This is a genomic window from Fontimonas sp. SYSU GA230001, from assembly GCF_040066175.1.
Taxonomy (GTDB): domain Bacteria; phylum Pseudomonadota; class Gammaproteobacteria; order Nevskiales; family Nevskiaceae; genus Solimonas.
Window position 1 is genome coordinate 36,099 of sequence record NZ_JBEAAM010000027.1, and the last position, 14,528, is coordinate 50,626.

Here is a 14,528-nt window from a genome sequence, read left to right on the forward strand (position 1 = left end):
CGCGACCTGTGGCCATGACGGTCTCGACCGGCGAGCCGGCGCACGTCGCCAGCTTCTACCACCTGCGCGACGAGCGGCCGGGCCATCCGCACGCCTGCGCGGGGCTGGCCTGCTTCGCCGCGCGCACCGATGATCCCGCGCGCTGGCAGGCCGCGCAGCGCGAGCCGCGCCTGTACTGCTTGGGTCAGTGCCATCGTGCGCCCGCCGCGGCCGACGCGGCGGGCGCGGAAGCGCCGATCCGCGTGCGCGCGCGCGCGCCGGTGCTGCTGGAGCGCATCCTCGCCGGCGGCGCGACCGACCTAGACGCCTATCGACGGCTCGGCGGTGGCCGCGCGCTGGAGCGCGCACGGGCGCTGGCCGCCGACGCGCTGATCGGGTGCATTGAGGCGTCCGGTCTGCGCGGCCGCGGCGGTGCCGGTTTTCCGACCGGACGCAAGTGGGCCGCGGTGGCCGCGCAGGCCGCCGCCGACAGGGTGGTCGTTGCCAACGCCGACGAAGGCGACGCCGGGGCCTATTCCGACCGCGCGCTGATCGAGCACGATCCGTTCCGGCTGATCGAGGGCCTGAGCATCGCCGCGCACGCGATCGGCGCGCCGCGCGGCTATGTGTATCTGCGCAAGGAATACCCGCGCGCGGCCCGCGTGCTGACGGCCGCGATCGACGAGGCGCAGGCGGCCGGATGGCTCGCCGGCTTCGAGCTGCGGCTGGTGATCGGCCAGGGCAGCTATGTCGCCGGCGAAGAAACCGCGCTGCTGAACTCGATCGAGGGCCGCCGCGCGCAGGCGCGGCTGCAGCCGCCGCGCGTCGCCGAACGCGGCCTGTTCGGTGCGCCGACCCTGGTCCAGAACGTGGAGACCCTGTGTGCGGTGCCGTGGATCGTCGAGCACGGCGCGCAGGCCTACGCCGCGCTCGGCTTCTCGCGCAGCCGCGGCACCAAGCTGCTGTCGCTGAACTCGCTGTTCTGCACGCCGGGTGTGGTCGAGGTCGAATTCGGTCTGCCGCTGCGCGAACTGGTCGAGGACATCGGCGGCGGGCTGCGGCGCGGCGTGCTGCGCGCGCTGATGGTCGGCGGGCCGCTGGCCGGACTGCTGCCGCCGGCGCTGCTGGACACGCGCCTGGGCTTCGAGGAGATGGCGGCGGTGGGCGGCGCGGTCGGTCACGGCGGCGTCATCGCCTTTGCCGACGACAGCGCGATCGCGGAGATCGCCGCGCAGGTGTTCCGCTTCGGCGCGTCCGAGTCCTGCGCACGCTGCGTGCCCTGTCACCGCGGCACGCCGCGGATCGCCGCAATGTTCGAGCGCGAGCCGGGCGGCGTGCGCGGCGACGCGCGCGAGTACGCGGCGCGCATCGAGGCGCTGGCGGCGACGAGCCTGTGCGGTCACGGCCGCGGGCTCGCCGAGTTCGCCATGTCGCTGGAACGCCACTTTCCGCAGGAGCTGCGCGCATGCCTCGCCTGACCATCGACGGCCGCGAGGTCGTCTGCGCCGACGGGCAGACCCTGCTTGCGGCACTGGAGGCGGCCGGTGTCGGCGTGCCGCATCTGTGCCACGACGCGCGCCTGCAGTCCTACGGCAGCTGCCGGCTGTGCGTGGTCGAGGTCGAGGGGCATGCGCGTCCGGTGGCGAGCTGCGCCGAGCCGGCCGTGGAAGGCATGGTCGTGCATACGCATACGCCGGCGCTCGAACGGCTGCGGCGCACCAACCTGCAACTGCTGGCGGTGGATTATCCGGCGGCGGCGGTCGAGGCCGAACCGCAGCTGCCGCTGCATCGCTTGCTGACCGGCTACGGCATCGAGGTCGGCGGATCGGTACCCACGGGTGCGACGCGGTTCGTGGACGACACGCACCCGTACCTGGGCGTGGACATGACGCGCTGCATCCACTGCGACCGCTGCGTGCGCATCTGCGACGAGGTGCAGGGCCAGTCGGTGTGGCAGATCTGGGGGCGCGGTCCGCAGACACGCATCGCGCCGCGCGTCGGCCAGACCCTGATCGAGTCCGGCTGCGTCGCCTGCGGCGCCTGCGTCGATACCTGCCCGAGCGGCGCGCTCCACGACAAGCGCAGCGTCGAGAACGCCGAGCGCTGGACCCGCACCACCTGCGTGTACTGCGGCGTCGGCTGCCAGATGGACGTCGGCACGCGCGACAACCGCATCGTGCAGATCCGTCCCGCGGACGCGCCGGTCAACCGCGGGCACCTGTGCGTGAAGGGACGCTATGCCTGGGAATTCGTGACCGCGCCGGACCGTGTGACCACGCCGATGATCCGCCGCGAGGGTGAGTGGCAGCCAGTATCCTGGGACGAGGCGCTGGACTTCACCGCCGCGCAGCTGCGCGCGATCCGCGATCGTGCCGGTCCGGATGCGATCGGCCTGCTCGGTTCGGCGCGCGCGACCAACGAGGAAAACTACCTGATGCAGAAGCTCGCGCGCGTCGCGCTCGGCACCCACAACGTCGATACCTGCGCGCGCGTCTGCCACACGCCCTCGGCCAAGGCGCTGAAGGACATGCTCGGCACCGGCGCGGCGACCAATCATTTCGACGACATCGAGCAGGCGGCGACGATCCTGCTGTGCGGCTGCAATCCGACCGAGTGCCATCCGGTGGTCGGCGCGCGCATCAAGCAGGCGGTGCGCCGCGGTGCGCGCCTGATCGTCATCGACCCGCGCCGCATCGAGCTGGCCGACTACGCCGAGCTGCATCTGGCGTTGACGCCGGGCACGAATGTCCTGCTGCTCAACGCGCTGGCCGCGACCATCGTCGAGGAGGGCCTGGTCGATGCGGCCTACCTGAGCGCGCGTGTCGATGACTTCGACGCCTTCTCCGCGTTCATCCGCGACTACGCGCCGGAACGGGTCGCGCAGCGCTGCGGCGTGGGGGCCGGACAGATCCGCGCCGCGGCGCGGCTTTACGCAAGCCACGGACCGGCGATGTGCTTCCACGGCCTGGGCACGACCGAGCACCTGCAGGGTGCCGAAGGCGTGATGTGCCTGATCAACCTCGCACTGCTGACCGGCAATCTCGGCCGGCCCGGCGCGGGCATCAATCCGCTGCGCGGCCAGAACAACGTGCAGGGCGGCGCGCACATGGGCTGTGACCCGGCGACACTGCCCGGTGGTCAGTCGTTCCAGCAGGGCGCACCGCGCTGCGAAGCCGTGTGGGGCCGACCGCTGCCGGCGCGCCGCGGCCTCAACCTGATGGAGATGATCGACGCCGCGGCGGACGGGCGCCTGCACGCGCTATGGGCCTTCGGCTACGACATCTACCTGACGCTGGCCAATGCGCAGGCCACCGCCGCGGCGCTGGACAAGCTCGATCTGCTGATCGTCCAGGATCTGTACCTGAACGAGACGGCGAAGGCATTCGGCACCGTGTTCCTGCCGGCCGCATCGTGGATCGAGCGCGACGGCACGTTCATGAACTCGGACCGGCGCGTGCAGCGTATCCGCAAGGCGCTCGACGCGCCGGGCCAGGCGCGGCCGGACTGGTGGATCCTGCGTGAGCTCGCGCGCCGTGTCGGCGATGGCACGGGTTTCGACTTCGCGTCGCCGCAGGCGATCTGGGACGAGGTGCGTGCGGTCTGGCCCGGCGGCGCCGGCCTGTCGTATGCGCGGCTGGAACGCGAGAATCCGCACTGGCCGTGCCCGGACGAGCAGCATCCGGGCACGCCGGTGCTGCACATCGACCGATTCGCCGGCTTCGAACGCGCCGCGCTGCGGCGGATCGACCACGTGCCCAGCCCCGAGCAGTGCGACGCGGACTTCCCGCTGCTGCTCAACACCGGCCGCACGCTGTATCACTTCAACGCCGGCACGATGAGCGCGCGCACGCCGCAGACCGCGCTGCAGCCGACCGACGTGCTCGACATCGGCGAGGAAGATGCACAGCGGATGGGGCTGGTGGACGGACAGACCGTGCGCGTGATCAGCCGTCACGGTGCGGTCGAGCTGCCGCTGCGGGTCAGCGCGACGGTGAAACCGGGGGAGCTGTTCGCGTCCTTCCACGACGCGCGGCGTTTCGTCAACCGCCTGACCTCGCCGGTGCGCGACCGCCTGGTCGGCACGCCGGAGTACAAGCGCACTGCGGTGCGTGTCGAGAAGATCTGACGTAGCCGTCATGCCCGCGCAGGCGGGCATCCAGGGAACACGGCATGAACCCTGGATTCCCGCGTTCGCGGGAATGACGGCTTCTACAACGTGAGCGGCACCGGCTGCGCCAGCCGCTCGAAGTCCGCATAGCTCATGCGGATCAGCTCGCGGTGATTGCCGGCGTTGAAGCAGATCATCTCGTCCTCGGCCAGGCGCGGTGAGACGAACACCTCGATGCCGTAGAGATGACCGAATGGCGGCATCGCGCCGGGTTCGCAGTCGGGAAAGCGGCCCGCGAACTCGGATTCGGATGCCAGCACGATTTCCTGCGCGCCGATGGATTTGCGCATCGCTTCGGTGTGCACGTGCTGGGTCGAGGGCAGCACCGCCATCACCAGGCGGCCATCGACCTTGACGATGACGGTCTTGGCCAGCTGCTTGCCGGGAACGTGCGCCGATTGGGCGATCTCCGGCGCCGTGTAGGCCGGCGAATGGCTGATCACCGCGTAACGGACATGATGTGCGTCGAGATAGTCCCGCAACTTGTTCATGGCCATGTCGATTCTCCGTTGACGCCGGTCGGCGACCGGTTCATGTCGCGCAACGGCGCTGCTGATGGACGTGGCGCGGCCTGCGCCCGGTCAGCGCTCGATGCCGAAGCGTTCGTCGATCTCGCGCTCGGCCGCGAACCAGTCGTCGTTCGGGTCGCCGCCGTTGAAGCCGCGGTTGAGCGCGCGGTAGTAGGCGGCCTCGGCGATCATGCGTTCGCGCAGCTCGCCGTCGGGCCGGGCGCCAGGCCCGGTGGCCTGCGCCGAGGCCTCGGTGTCGTCCACGCGATCCGGCGGCGTCGCTGCGGATCGGGCGGCGCGCGTGCGCCGGTGCGCATGGGGCTTGTGATGCGACATGGCAGCCTCCCGGAATCGGAAAACGAACAACGGCACAGCCCATGGCCGCGCTGCGCCTCGATGTTCAGCGCAGCACCGGCAGCCCCGCACTGACCTGGATCAATCAACGCAGCGCCTTGCGCAGCGCCGCGAGCGGCCAGGTGTTGACGACATCGCTCGCGCGCAGGCCGGCGCGCCGCGCCTGGCCGACGCCGTAGTCCAGCCACAGGAAGTCGCGCGGGCCGTGTGCGTCGCTGGCGATGCTGATGCGTACCCCCTGCGCGTGTGCCTGTTCGCAGTCGCGGTCGGTCAGGTCCATGCGCAGCGGCTGGGCATCGAGTTCCAGCCAGCGGCCGTGCTCGGCGGCACAGGCGATGACCACGGACATGTCCACGTCGATCGGCTCGCGTTCGCCGATCAGGCGGCAGGTCGGGTGCGCGAGGATGCGCAGATGCGGGTGCGCGAGCGCACGCTGCAGGCGCTGCGTCTGCCGGCGGCGCGGCAGGCCGAGATGATCGTGGACGGCACCGACGACGACGTCGAGACGCGCGAGCACACGGTCCGGCAGGTCGAGGCGGCCGTCTTCGAGGATGTCCACCTCGACGCCCGTGAGCAGCGTGATGCCCTCGAGACGCGCGTTGAGTGCGTCGATCTCGGCCATCTGCCGCAGCAGGCGCTTCTCGTCGAGTCCGTGCGCGATGCGCAGGTGCCGGGAGTGATCGGTGATCGCCAGGTATTCCAGCCCGGCGCTGCGCGCGGCTTCGGCCATGACGGCGAGGTCGGCGGTGCCATCGCTGCTGCGCGTGTGCACGTGCAGGTCGCCGCGCAGATCCTTGCGCCCGATCAGCTCCGGCAGACGGCCTTGCGCGGCGAGCTCGATCTCGCCGCGGTTCTCGCGCAGCTCCGGCGGAATCAGCGGCAGGCCGAGCGCGCGGTAGACCGACGCTTCCGTCTCGCCGGCGATGCGGCGCGTGCCGCGGAACACTCCGTACTCGTTGAGCTTCAGGCCGCGTTGCTGTGCGATGCGGCGGACCGCGATGTTGTGCGCCTTGGAACCCGTGAAATAGACCAGCGCCGCGCCGGCCGATTCGGGTGCGATCGCGCGCAGATCGACCTGCAGGCCGGAGCGCAGCACCACGGTCGCGCGCGCCGGCCCCTGGGCCAGCACGTCGCGCACGCTGGCGTGTCCGGTGAAACAGCGCATCACCGCTGCGGGTCGTTCGCTGACCGCCAGCAGGTCGATGTCGCCGACCGTGTCGCGCATGCGCCGGAAGCTGCCGCAGACGGTGATGCTGCGCACACCGCTGCAGGCGCGCAGTGCGGCGAGCAGGTCATCGACCGCCACCGCGGCGTGGCCGATCGGTACGCGCCGGTCCGATGCGAGCCGGGTCTGCAGCGCGTCGATCAGCTTGCGCTCGGTCTTCTCGCCGAAGCCGTGCACGCGCCGCAGGCGACCGGCGCGCGCGGCCTCCAGCAGCTGTGCCTCTGTCTCGATGCCCAGGTCGTGGTAGAGCAGCTTGGCGCGCTTGGGTCCGATGCCGGCGACCTGCAGCAGTGCGACCAGCGTCGCCGGTATTTCCCTGCGCAGGCGTTCGCGCAGCGCGCAGGTTCCGGTTGCCGCGATCTCGGCGATCTTCGCGGACAGGTCGGCGCCGATGCCGGGCAGCTTGGGCAGCGTGCCGCCGCCGCCGAGCAGCGCCGCGATGTCCTGACCGTAGGCGCCGACCGTGCGTGCGGCGTTGCGGTAGGCGCGAATGCGGTAGGGATTGGCCCCCTCGACTTCGAGGATGTCGGCGATCTCGTCGAACACCGCCGCGATGTCGGCGTTGCGCACCGGCATCGGTCAGCCTGGGCGCGCGACTCCGGAGAAGTGCTGCCCGAACCAGTCGCCGGCCAGTTCGGCGACCTGATCCAGCGCCCCGGGTTCCTCGAACAGATGGGTCGCGCCGGCCACGACCGCCAGTTCTTTCGGGCAGTGCAGCGCGGCATAGGCCTGCTGGTTGAGGTGGATGACCTCCTCGTCGGCGCCGCCGACGATCAGCAGCGTCGGTGCGGTGACGCGCGGCAGGCTGTCGAGCGCGAGGTCCGGGCGGCCGCCGCGCGAGACCACCGCGCGGACCTCGGACTGGAGCGTGGCTGCGGCATGGAGCGCCGCGGCCGCGCCGGTGCTGGCACCGAAGTAGCCGAGCGCCAGCGCGCCGACGTCGTCCCGTTTGCGCAGCCAGGTGGTGACGCCGAGCAGGCGCCGTGTCAGCAGCGGGATGTCGAAGCGTGTCTCGTCATCGCGGTCCTCGGCTTCGGTGAGCAGATCGAACAGCAGCGTCGCGAAGCCCCGATCGACCAAGGTCGAGGCGACGAAGCGGTTGCGGCTGCTGTGGCGGCTGCTGCCGCTGCCGTGCACGAACACCACCAGGCCGCGCGCGCGATCGGGCAGGCCCAGATCACCGGCCAGCGTGGCGTCGGCGAGTTCGATGCGGACGCCCGTCGCGGTTGCGCTCATCTCGAATCGCCCCCGGTGTTCGCGCGCAGCGTTTTCATCGCATCGAGCATATCGTCGTCGCTGAGCTGGTGAAAATCCTCGAAGTAGGCGCCCACGGCGCCCTGAAAGTACTCGGGGATCTGCACGGCGACGAAGTCGTCCACCAGCGTGCGGAAGCGCTCGGCGGTGTCGGCCGGCGCCACGCCCACGGCCACGATCAGGCGCGCGGGATGGTCGGCTCGGACCTCCTGCACCGCGGCCTGCAGCGTCAGGCCGGTGGCGACGCCGTCATCGACCAGCACCGCGCACTGGTCCCTGGCCGACATGCGCGGCCGGCCGCCGCAATACAGCGCGCGCCGGCGGTGCGCCTCGGCGCGTTCGGCGGCGACCTTGGCCTTGAACCATTCGCGATCGACGTGGCGCAGTTCGTCCTCGTTGCACACCGGCTCGCCCGTTTCGGTGACGGCGCCGATCGCGTACTCCGGCTGCCACGGATGGCCGAGCTTGCGCGGAATCACCAGGTCCATCGGCAAATCGAGTGCGCGCGCGACCTCGATGGCCACCGGCACGCCGCCGCGCGGCAGCGCATAGACGATCGCCGGCTTGTGCACGTGGTTCTTGAGAATCGCGCCGAGCAGGCGTCCGGCTTCCGCGCGGTTCTTGAAGCGCATCGCCGCACTCCGCTACAGACTCGGACCCACCGACGGCACGTGCAGCTGTTCGTAGCGGGTCTGGCAGGGTGCGCAGCGCGCCGCAGCCGGATTGGCGTAGAGCCGCTGCACCGGGATCTCGCCGCCGCAGTCGATGCAGGTGCCGTAGCTGCCCTCCACGAGCCGGCCCAGAGCCGCCTCGATCTCGCGCATCTCGCCGATGTCGCGGTGCACGTCGGCGAGATTGACATCGACCACGACGTCGGCGACCGACTGGTCGCCGGCATCGTGCGTCTCGCCGGCGGTGTCCTGGTAGTTCTCGGCGTCGGCGCGCGCCAGTTCGCTGCGGACCTCGCGCCACAGCCGCTGGTAGCGCCGCTTGAGCTTGATCGACAGTTCGGCGTACTTCTCGGCGGGCGTCTGGGCCATCGCGGTTCTCGGTCGGCGGATCGTGTGCATCCACGCTAGGGCGGTCGCTGCGCGTCGGCACTGACCTGGATCAGATGCCGCCGTACCCGGTCCGCCACGATGCCGAGCGCGGCGGCGACGAGCGCGCCGAGCAGGGCGAGCCCGGAGTCCTTCTGCGCGTCCCAGACATCGCCCTGCGTGCCCAGATAGGCCTGCCCCAGGTCGCCGCCGAACAGCACCGCCGCGAACCACTCGACGATCTCGTAGCTCAGCGAGATCGTGCCGGCAATCGTGACCGGAACCCAGCGCGACGCCGCCGAGGTCGTCGGCAGCTGGCTGGCCAGCAGTTCCCGCAACGGCCGGTAGCACAGCAGGCCGAACAGGAAATGCACCAGCCGGTCGTAGTGATTGCGTTCGAATCCCAGTGCGGGGCCGAGCGGCGCACCGAACAGCGCCTGGAGCCATGCGTCGTACGGCACCTCGGCGTAGGTGTAGTGCGAGCCGACTTCGTGGGCGATGCCGAATGCCAGCAGCAGCGCATAGGACAGGTCGCTCAACGGCGCGCGCCGGTGGCGGCGCAGCAGCCACCACGCGGTCAGCAGCGACAGCACGTTCTCCAGCGCCCAGTCCTGTGGAAACCAGGGCTTCCACGCACAGGCGAGCCAGACCAGCGCGAACAGCAGCGCCGCGATCGCCGGCCAGCGGCGCGGGGGTGGCGCGGATTGAGACGTCGCGGCAGGTTCCATGGGCGCCAGGTGGCGACACGCAGGCGGGGATATCCGTCGCGCAGTTTCTACGCGGCGGCCCGGTCCGCCACCTTGACCTGCGTCAAGCGGCGCCGGCTGCGCGCATGCTGACGCAGGTCAGTGTGCCGGCAGCCCGGCAGCGCGAGCATGAAACTGCGCAATGGGCGCAGCGTGGTCATCGGGCGGCGGCGGAGCGAGCAGATGCCTCGGGCAGTGCGGACGGTCGCGGGAATCGCGCCAGTTGCGGATGCAGCGTGGCAGTTATGCGGGACGCACTCGTGATGGACCTGCGCGCCGCGGACGTCGCCGCCGTACTGCCGCGCTGGGAACATTTCGAGCACAGGGCCGACATCGGCGTGCGTGGCATCGGCAACAGCCTGGAGCAGGCCTTCGAGCAGGCCGCGCTTGCGCTCACCGCGGTCATCACCGATCCCGCGGGTGTGCGCGCGCAGCAGCCGGTGGCGATCGACTGCCGCGGCGCGGATCGCGAACGGCTGTTGGTGGACTGGCTCAATGCGCTGGTGTTCGAGATGGCGAACCGGCGCATGCTGTTCTCGCGCTTCGAGGTGCAGATCGTCGGCCAGCAGCTCGCGGCGACCGCCTGGGGCGAGGCGCTCGATCCCGCACGCCATCGTCCCGCGGCCGAGGTCAAGGGCGCAACGCCGACCGAGCTGCGCACCTGGCGCGACGCGCTCGGCCAGTGGATCGCGCAATGCGTCGTTGAAGTCTGCGGCGGTCGGTAGCACCGGGTGCCTGCCCGCGACGCAGGTCAGCGCAGCAGCACCAGTGGGCAATCGAGTGCTTCGAGCAGCGCCCGCAGTTGTTCGTCCGCACCGGACTCGCCCAGGTCCGCGAGCACCAGGGATGGCCGGCGTTCGCGCAGCTGCGCCGCAAGCACCGTGTCGCGGTCGTGCCGCAGCGTCTGCCAGGGCCACGGCCGGCCGGCGGCCTGCAGCGCCGCGGCCACCGCGTCGAGACGGCGTCGATCGGTGCCCAGCCGGTCGAGGCGCAGAGGTGCGGTTTCGGGTGGGGTGCTCCAGCGTGAGCGTGGCGTGCGACCGATCACGAGGATGTCCGAGACGGCGAAGCATTCACTGACGACCCGAGCCGGCTCGCCGCGCCGTGCGCGAACGTCGATGGCAGTGGCGCCCTGCGCGCCGAGCAGGTCGTGCAGCTCGCGCGCCGCATGGCGGTAGCGTCGCTCCAGCGTCCCGGCGTCGAACGGCCGTTCGGTGCCGCTGTGGCGGTTGATCTCGGTGGTGAACGGCAGGCCGGCCGCGCGCAGCAGTGCGTCGTTCTCGACCAGCACGCCGGACAGCGCGGCCGTGAAGTGACGGGCGACGCGCAGCGCCAGCGCGATCGCATCCCGCGGCGGCTCGGCGGCATCGACTGCGAGCGTGACGGCACGTGCCGACCACGTGCCCGGGTCGCCCGCAGTCTCAGTCCGCCGGCTGATCGTCGCTTCGGACATGGTCTCGTCCGGTCTCGCGAGGGTGGGCGAAGCGCTGCAGCAGTTCCGCCCACTCGCGCAGCCGCTGCTGCACACGGCCGTTGACGCTGTCCGGCGGGAAGCCGCCGTCAGCATCGGCCACACCGGCCTCGACACCGGTCAGCAGCTGCATCGCCGTATCGATGCGGTCCACGGCCCACACCCGGAACCGTCCGTCGCGGGCCGCGGAGACGACATCGGCGCGCAGCATCAGATGCTTGACGTTGGCCGCAGGGATCAGCACGCCCTGCGAGCCGGACAGGCCACGCGCCTTGCAGATGTCGAAGAAGCCCTCGATCTTCTCGTTGACGCCACCGATCGCCTGGATCGCGCCGGACTGGTCCACCGAGCCGGTGATCGCCAGGTCCTGGCGCAGCGGCAGGCCGGACAGCGCCGACAGCAGCGCGCACAGCTCTGCCGCCGAGGCGCTGTCGCCCTCGACCATGCCGTAGGTCTGCTCGAACACCAGGCTCGCGGTCAGCGACTGCGGCTGCCGCTGGCCGTAGCGCTGCGCCAGGAAGCTGCTCAGGATCAGCACGCCCTTGGAGTGGATCGCGCCGCCCAGTTCGGCCTCGCGCTCGATGTCGATCACGGTGCCGTCGCCCGGACGCGCGGTCGCGGTGATGCGCGACGGATGGCCGAAGGCGTGCTTGCCGAGTTGCACGACGGCCAGGCCGTTGATCTGCGCGACCGCGCTGCCGCTCGTGGCGATGCGGCGGATGTCGCGCAGGATCGATTCGTGCATGCGTTCGCGCAGCTGATCGGCGCGCCGCGCGGCCGCGTCGATGGCCTGCGACACGTGGCTCGCCTGCACGACATCGCTGCCGGCACGCTGCGCCCAGTAGTCGGCTTCGCGCAGATTGTCGAGCAGATCCTCGCGGTGCAGAGACAGCTTCTCGGCATCGTCGCTGCGCCGCGACGCATGTTCGATCATGCGCGCCACCGCGCCGCGATCCATCGGACGCAGCTTCTCCTGGCGCTGCAGCGTTGCGATCAGACGCGCGAACTGCGAGGTGTTGTCCTGGCTGCGGTCGAAGTCCTCGGCGAAATCGGCCTGCACCTTGAACAGCAGCGCGACGTCGGGGTCCAGCGCGCTGAGCAGGTAGTAGAGCGCGCGATCGCCGGTCAACACGACCTTGAGATCCAGCGGCACCGGCTCCGGTTCGAGCGTGATGGTGCTGGCGAGACTCAGCATCTGCTCGAGTGGCTGGATGCGCGCCTCGCGTGCGCGCAGCGCGCGCTTGAGCGCCTCCCAGGCGAACGGCTGCATCAGCACCTTGCGTGCGTCGAGGATCAGATAGCCGCCGCTGGCGCGCAGCAGCGCGCCGGCCTTCACCAGCGTGAAATCGGTCAGCAGCGTGCCGAAGTGGGCCAGGTGCTCGATGCGGCCGACGAGATTCTGGTAGGTCGGGTAATCCTCGAAGACCACGGGCGCGCCGCGGCTGCCGTTGCGGTCCACGAGCACGTTGACGAAATAGCGGTTGAACGGTGTCAGCCGCTGCTCCGGGCGCGGCAGCCCCTTGTTCTCGGCCGCGAACTTGCGCAGGTCATCGACGTTCTCGACGATGTCGTCGCGCACCTGCGCGAGGTAGGCGCCGACCTCCGCCATCGGCCGGTAGCGCTGCAGCAGCGGGTCGAGATGCCTCTCGATGCAGCGGCTGGCGACTTCGCCGTTGAGCCGCTCCATGCGCTCGTGGTGTTCGCGCTGCAGGTTGCTGGACTCCTGCACGCCGCGGCGCAGATTCTGGCGGACTTCCTCGGAGTTGCGCTCGATCTCCTGCTTCTGCGCATCCGTGAGCTTGGCGAACTCGTCGGGACCGATCACCTCGCCGTTGCTCATCGGCGCGATCGTGTAGCCGCCGGGCGTGCGCATCACCGTGATGTTGCGGCCCATCGCGTCCTCGGCGATCGCCGCGAAGATCCGCTCTTCGCGATCCTTGAACTCGTCAGTGATCTCCTGGGTGCGTGCGCGGTAGTCGTCGCTGTCGAAGGCCGCGGGAATCGCGGCGATCAGGTCGCGCATCAGGTTGCGCATGTCGCGCTGCAGCTGCACGCCGGTGCCCGGTGGCAGCAGCAGCGCGATCGGCTTGTGCGGCGTGCGGAAGTTGTGGACCAGACAGCAGTCGGGCGGAGTCGGTGCGCCGGCCGCGCGCTGTTCCAGCATGCGCCGCACGGTCGGCGACTTGCCCAGGCCCGGTGAGCCGACGACGAACAGGTTGTAGCCGTCGTGGCGGATGCCGACGCCGAACTCCAGCGCGTCGGTCGCGCGCTGCTGGCCGATCGCATCCTCGACATCGGCGAGATCGGTCGTGGTCAGGAAGTCGAGTGCCGCGGGATCGCAGTGGCGATAGAGCAGGTCCGGGGCGAGTGCGGGCGGTTCGCCTGGATGCGTGCCGGCGGTCGGCAGGTCGTTCATGGGCGGCGTTGTTCCTCGGTGCGCAGCTCGCGCGCGATCAGGCCGACGATCTCGTGCAGCGAACCCGCCATCAGTTCGAGCAGGTCATCGACGGCGAGAATCCCGGCAAGGGCGCCGCGCCCGTCCACCACCGGCATGCGGCGCACGCCCAGGGAACGCATGCGGCGTAGCGTTTCGAGCACGTCGTCGTCCTCCGAAGCGGTGGCGAGGTGGGCACTCATGACGTCGTCGAGCGCCAGCTGCGCCGGTGGGGCGTCCTGTGCCAGCACTTCGACGACCAGATCGCGGTCGGTGACGATGCCGACCGGCCGCGCGATGTCGTGTTCGCGCTCCACGATCACCAGGTTGCCGACGTGATAGCGGCGCATCAGCCGCGCCGCTTCGATGACCCCGGTCGTCCTTTCGGCGACGATGACCTCGCGATTGCAGTACTCGCCCACGCGCATGGCGCCTTCTCCGTATCCGCCGGCGACGTCGCGCCGGAGTCGCCGGCATCTTGTCGTTGCCGTCCCCCCGGTTGCGTTGATCTGAGTCAGCTCGATACGGGCAGCCGGCTGCGCTGCGCTGGCGACGCCGGTCGGTTTCGTGCGGCGCGCCGGCGCGACCGGATGCGGAGACTGACGTGGATCAATGTCGCCATCGCCGGCCCCTCGCACGCTGATGTCGCGGTGTGCTGCAGATAAGGGGAAGATCATGTGGACCAGGATTTGGACGTGGCCGGTTGGGCTGTTGTTCGTGTCGTGTGTGTCGTTCGCGCAGGAGCCGGTTGCCGAGGCCGGTGAGCAAATGGCGCCGTCCGCGTCGGGATGCGTGGCGCCGGGACCGGAATCCGCGCCGCAGGCTCTGCCGGAAGTGCAGCAGCTCGGCGCCGTCCGCTTCGTGACCGGCGGCATCGGCGTGGACGAGGCACGGGCGATGCTTGGCGAGCGTGCGAAATACCCGCTGGCGATGACCTTCGTGCAGAGCTATGGCGACAAGAGCCAGTTCCTCGCGCACATCCTCGTCGAGATCCGGCGCGACGACGGCACGCCGGTGCTGTGCGCGACCTCGTCGGGGCCGTACCTGTTCGTCGATCTGCCCGCCGGGCGCTACCACGTCGCGGCCACGACCGACGGCGGGCGGCTCATCGAACGCAAGGTGAATCTCGCCGCCGGCGGCCACGTCGATCTGACGCTGGTCTGGCCGGCGAGCGCGGCCGCGCATTGACAGCGACGTGCGACGTGGACGGCACTTTCGCTGCGTCGAGCGGTCCTACGATGGCGGCGAGCGGCCAGTCCTTTCCAATCCAGAGATGAGCCTGAAGGGTGGGTCTGAGTGAGGGGCTGTCAGGCGGCGGGACGCTGGGCTTTGCTGATGGAAAGGAACAACT

The 14,528-nt window shown here is 70.5% G+C and carries 15 protein-coding genes; 4 read left to right on the forward strand and 11 right to left on the reverse strand.

From position 1 onward, the window contains the following. The first annotated feature begins 14 nt into the window (after window positions 1-14). Window positions 15-1,457: an NADH-ubiquinone oxidoreductase-F iron-sulfur binding region domain-containing protein gene (locus AAG565_RS13365; protein ID WP_348820133.1), complete on the forward strand. Its 1,443-nt coding sequence runs from the start codon at window positions 15-17 to the stop codon at window positions 1,455-1,457. Continuing rightward, the gene (gene fdhF / locus AAG565_RS13370; RefSeq protein WP_348820114.1) at window positions 1,445-4,105 is read left to right on the forward strand and encodes a formate dehydrogenase subunit alpha; all 2,661 of its coding nucleotides are present in this window, start codon (window positions 1,445-1,447) and stop codon (window positions 4,103-4,105) included. Before AAG565_RS13365 ends, fdhF begins: the two co-directional genes overlap by 13 nt. Window positions 4,106-4,188: 83 nt before the next feature. On the opposite strand, the gene AAG565_RS13375 is transcribed toward fdhF, so the two are convergent. The 8 genes from AAG565_RS13375 to AAG565_RS13410 all read right to left on the reverse strand — a co-directional run bounded on the left by AAG565_RS13375 (window position 4,189) and on the right by AAG565_RS13410 (window position 9,433). Continuing rightward, window positions 4,189-4,644, reverse strand: coding sequence for a YbaK/EbsC family protein (locus AAG565_RS13375; RefSeq protein ID WP_348820116.1), 456 nt, complete (start codon window positions 4,642-4,644; stop codon window positions 4,189-4,191). Between the two features lie 84 nt (window positions 4,645-4,728). Continuing rightward, window positions 4,729-4,992 carry a DUF2934 domain-containing protein gene (locus AAG565_RS13380; protein ID WP_348820118.1) on the reverse strand — a complete coding sequence of 88 codons (264 nt, stop codon included), beginning with the start codon at window positions 4,990-4,992 and terminating at the stop codon, window positions 4,729-4,731. A 103-nt stretch (window positions 4,993-5,095) separates the two neighbouring features. Further along, window positions 5,096-6,811, reverse strand: a complete 1,716-nt coding sequence (gene polX / locus AAG565_RS13385; RefSeq protein WP_348820119.1) for a DNA polymerase/3'-5' exonuclease PolX — start codon at window positions 6,809-6,811, stop codon at window positions 5,096-5,098. Between the two features lie 3 nt (window positions 6,812-6,814). Further along, window positions 6,815-7,471: a dienelactone hydrolase family protein gene (locus AAG565_RS13390; RefSeq protein WP_348820120.1), complete on the reverse strand. Its 657-nt coding sequence runs from the start codon at window positions 7,469-7,471 to the stop codon at window positions 6,815-6,817. After that, a complete protein-coding gene (locus AAG565_RS13395; protein WP_348820121.1) occupies window positions 7,468-8,121 on the reverse strand; it encodes a phosphoribosyltransferase family protein in 654 nt (217 codons plus the stop codon). The genes AAG565_RS13390 and AAG565_RS13395 overlap by 4 nt, the downstream gene beginning before the upstream one ends. 12 nt (window positions 8,122-8,133) lie before the next feature. Beyond that, window positions 8,134-8,529: a TraR/DksA family transcriptional regulator gene (locus AAG565_RS13400; RefSeq protein WP_348820122.1), complete on the reverse strand. Its 396-nt coding sequence runs from the start codon at window positions 8,527-8,529 to the stop codon at window positions 8,134-8,136. A 35-nt stretch (window positions 8,530-8,564) separates the two neighbouring features. Continuing rightward, entirely contained in the window at window positions 8,565-9,254 is a 690-nt protein-coding gene (locus AAG565_RS13405) for a DUF2238 domain-containing protein (protein WP_348820123.1), read from the reverse strand. A 47-nt stretch (window positions 9,255-9,301) separates the two neighbouring features. Beyond that, window positions 9,302-9,433, reverse strand: a complete 132-nt coding sequence (locus AAG565_RS13410) for a hypothetical protein (protein WP_348820124.1) — start codon at window positions 9,431-9,433, stop codon at window positions 9,302-9,304. An 84-nt stretch (window positions 9,434-9,517) separates the two neighbouring features. Here AAG565_RS13410 and AAG565_RS13415 point away from each other — a divergent pair, with 84 nt between their 5' ends. Further along, window positions 9,518-9,997, forward strand: a complete 480-nt coding sequence (locus tag AAG565_RS13415; RefSeq protein WP_348820134.1) for an archease — start codon at window positions 9,518-9,520, stop codon at window positions 9,995-9,997. A gap of 26 nt (window positions 9,998-10,023) precedes the next feature. Here AAG565_RS13415 and AAG565_RS13420 read toward each other — a convergent pair whose 3' ends face one another. The 3 genes from AAG565_RS13420 to AAG565_RS13430 are packed head-to-tail and all read right to left on the reverse strand — an operon-like array spanning window position 10,024 to window position 13,605. Further along, entirely contained in the window at window positions 10,024-10,725 is a 702-nt protein-coding gene (locus tag AAG565_RS13420) for a hypothetical protein (protein WP_348820125.1), read from the reverse strand. Beyond that, window positions 10,694-13,159 carry an ATP-binding protein gene (locus tag AAG565_RS13425; RefSeq protein WP_348820126.1) on the reverse strand — a complete coding sequence of 822 codons (2,466 nt, stop codon included), beginning with the start codon at window positions 13,157-13,159 and terminating at the stop codon, window positions 10,694-10,696. Before AAG565_RS13425 ends, AAG565_RS13420 begins: the two co-directional genes overlap by 32 nt. Beyond that, complete coding sequence (locus AAG565_RS13430) at window positions 13,156-13,605, reverse strand: CBS domain-containing protein (RefSeq protein ID WP_348820128.1); 450 nt, start codon at window positions 13,603-13,605, stop codon at window positions 13,156-13,158. The genes AAG565_RS13425 and AAG565_RS13430 overlap by 4 nt, the downstream gene beginning before the upstream one ends. Window positions 13,606-13,852: 247 nt before the next feature. Here AAG565_RS13430 and AAG565_RS13435 point away from each other — a divergent pair, with 247 nt between their 5' ends. After that, the gene (locus AAG565_RS13435; protein ID WP_348820130.1) at window positions 13,853-14,365 is read left to right on the forward strand and encodes a carboxypeptidase regulatory-like domain-containing protein; all 513 of its coding nucleotides are present in this window, start codon (window positions 13,853-13,855) and stop codon (window positions 14,363-14,365) included. Window positions 14,366-14,528: the final 163 nt, after the last annotated feature.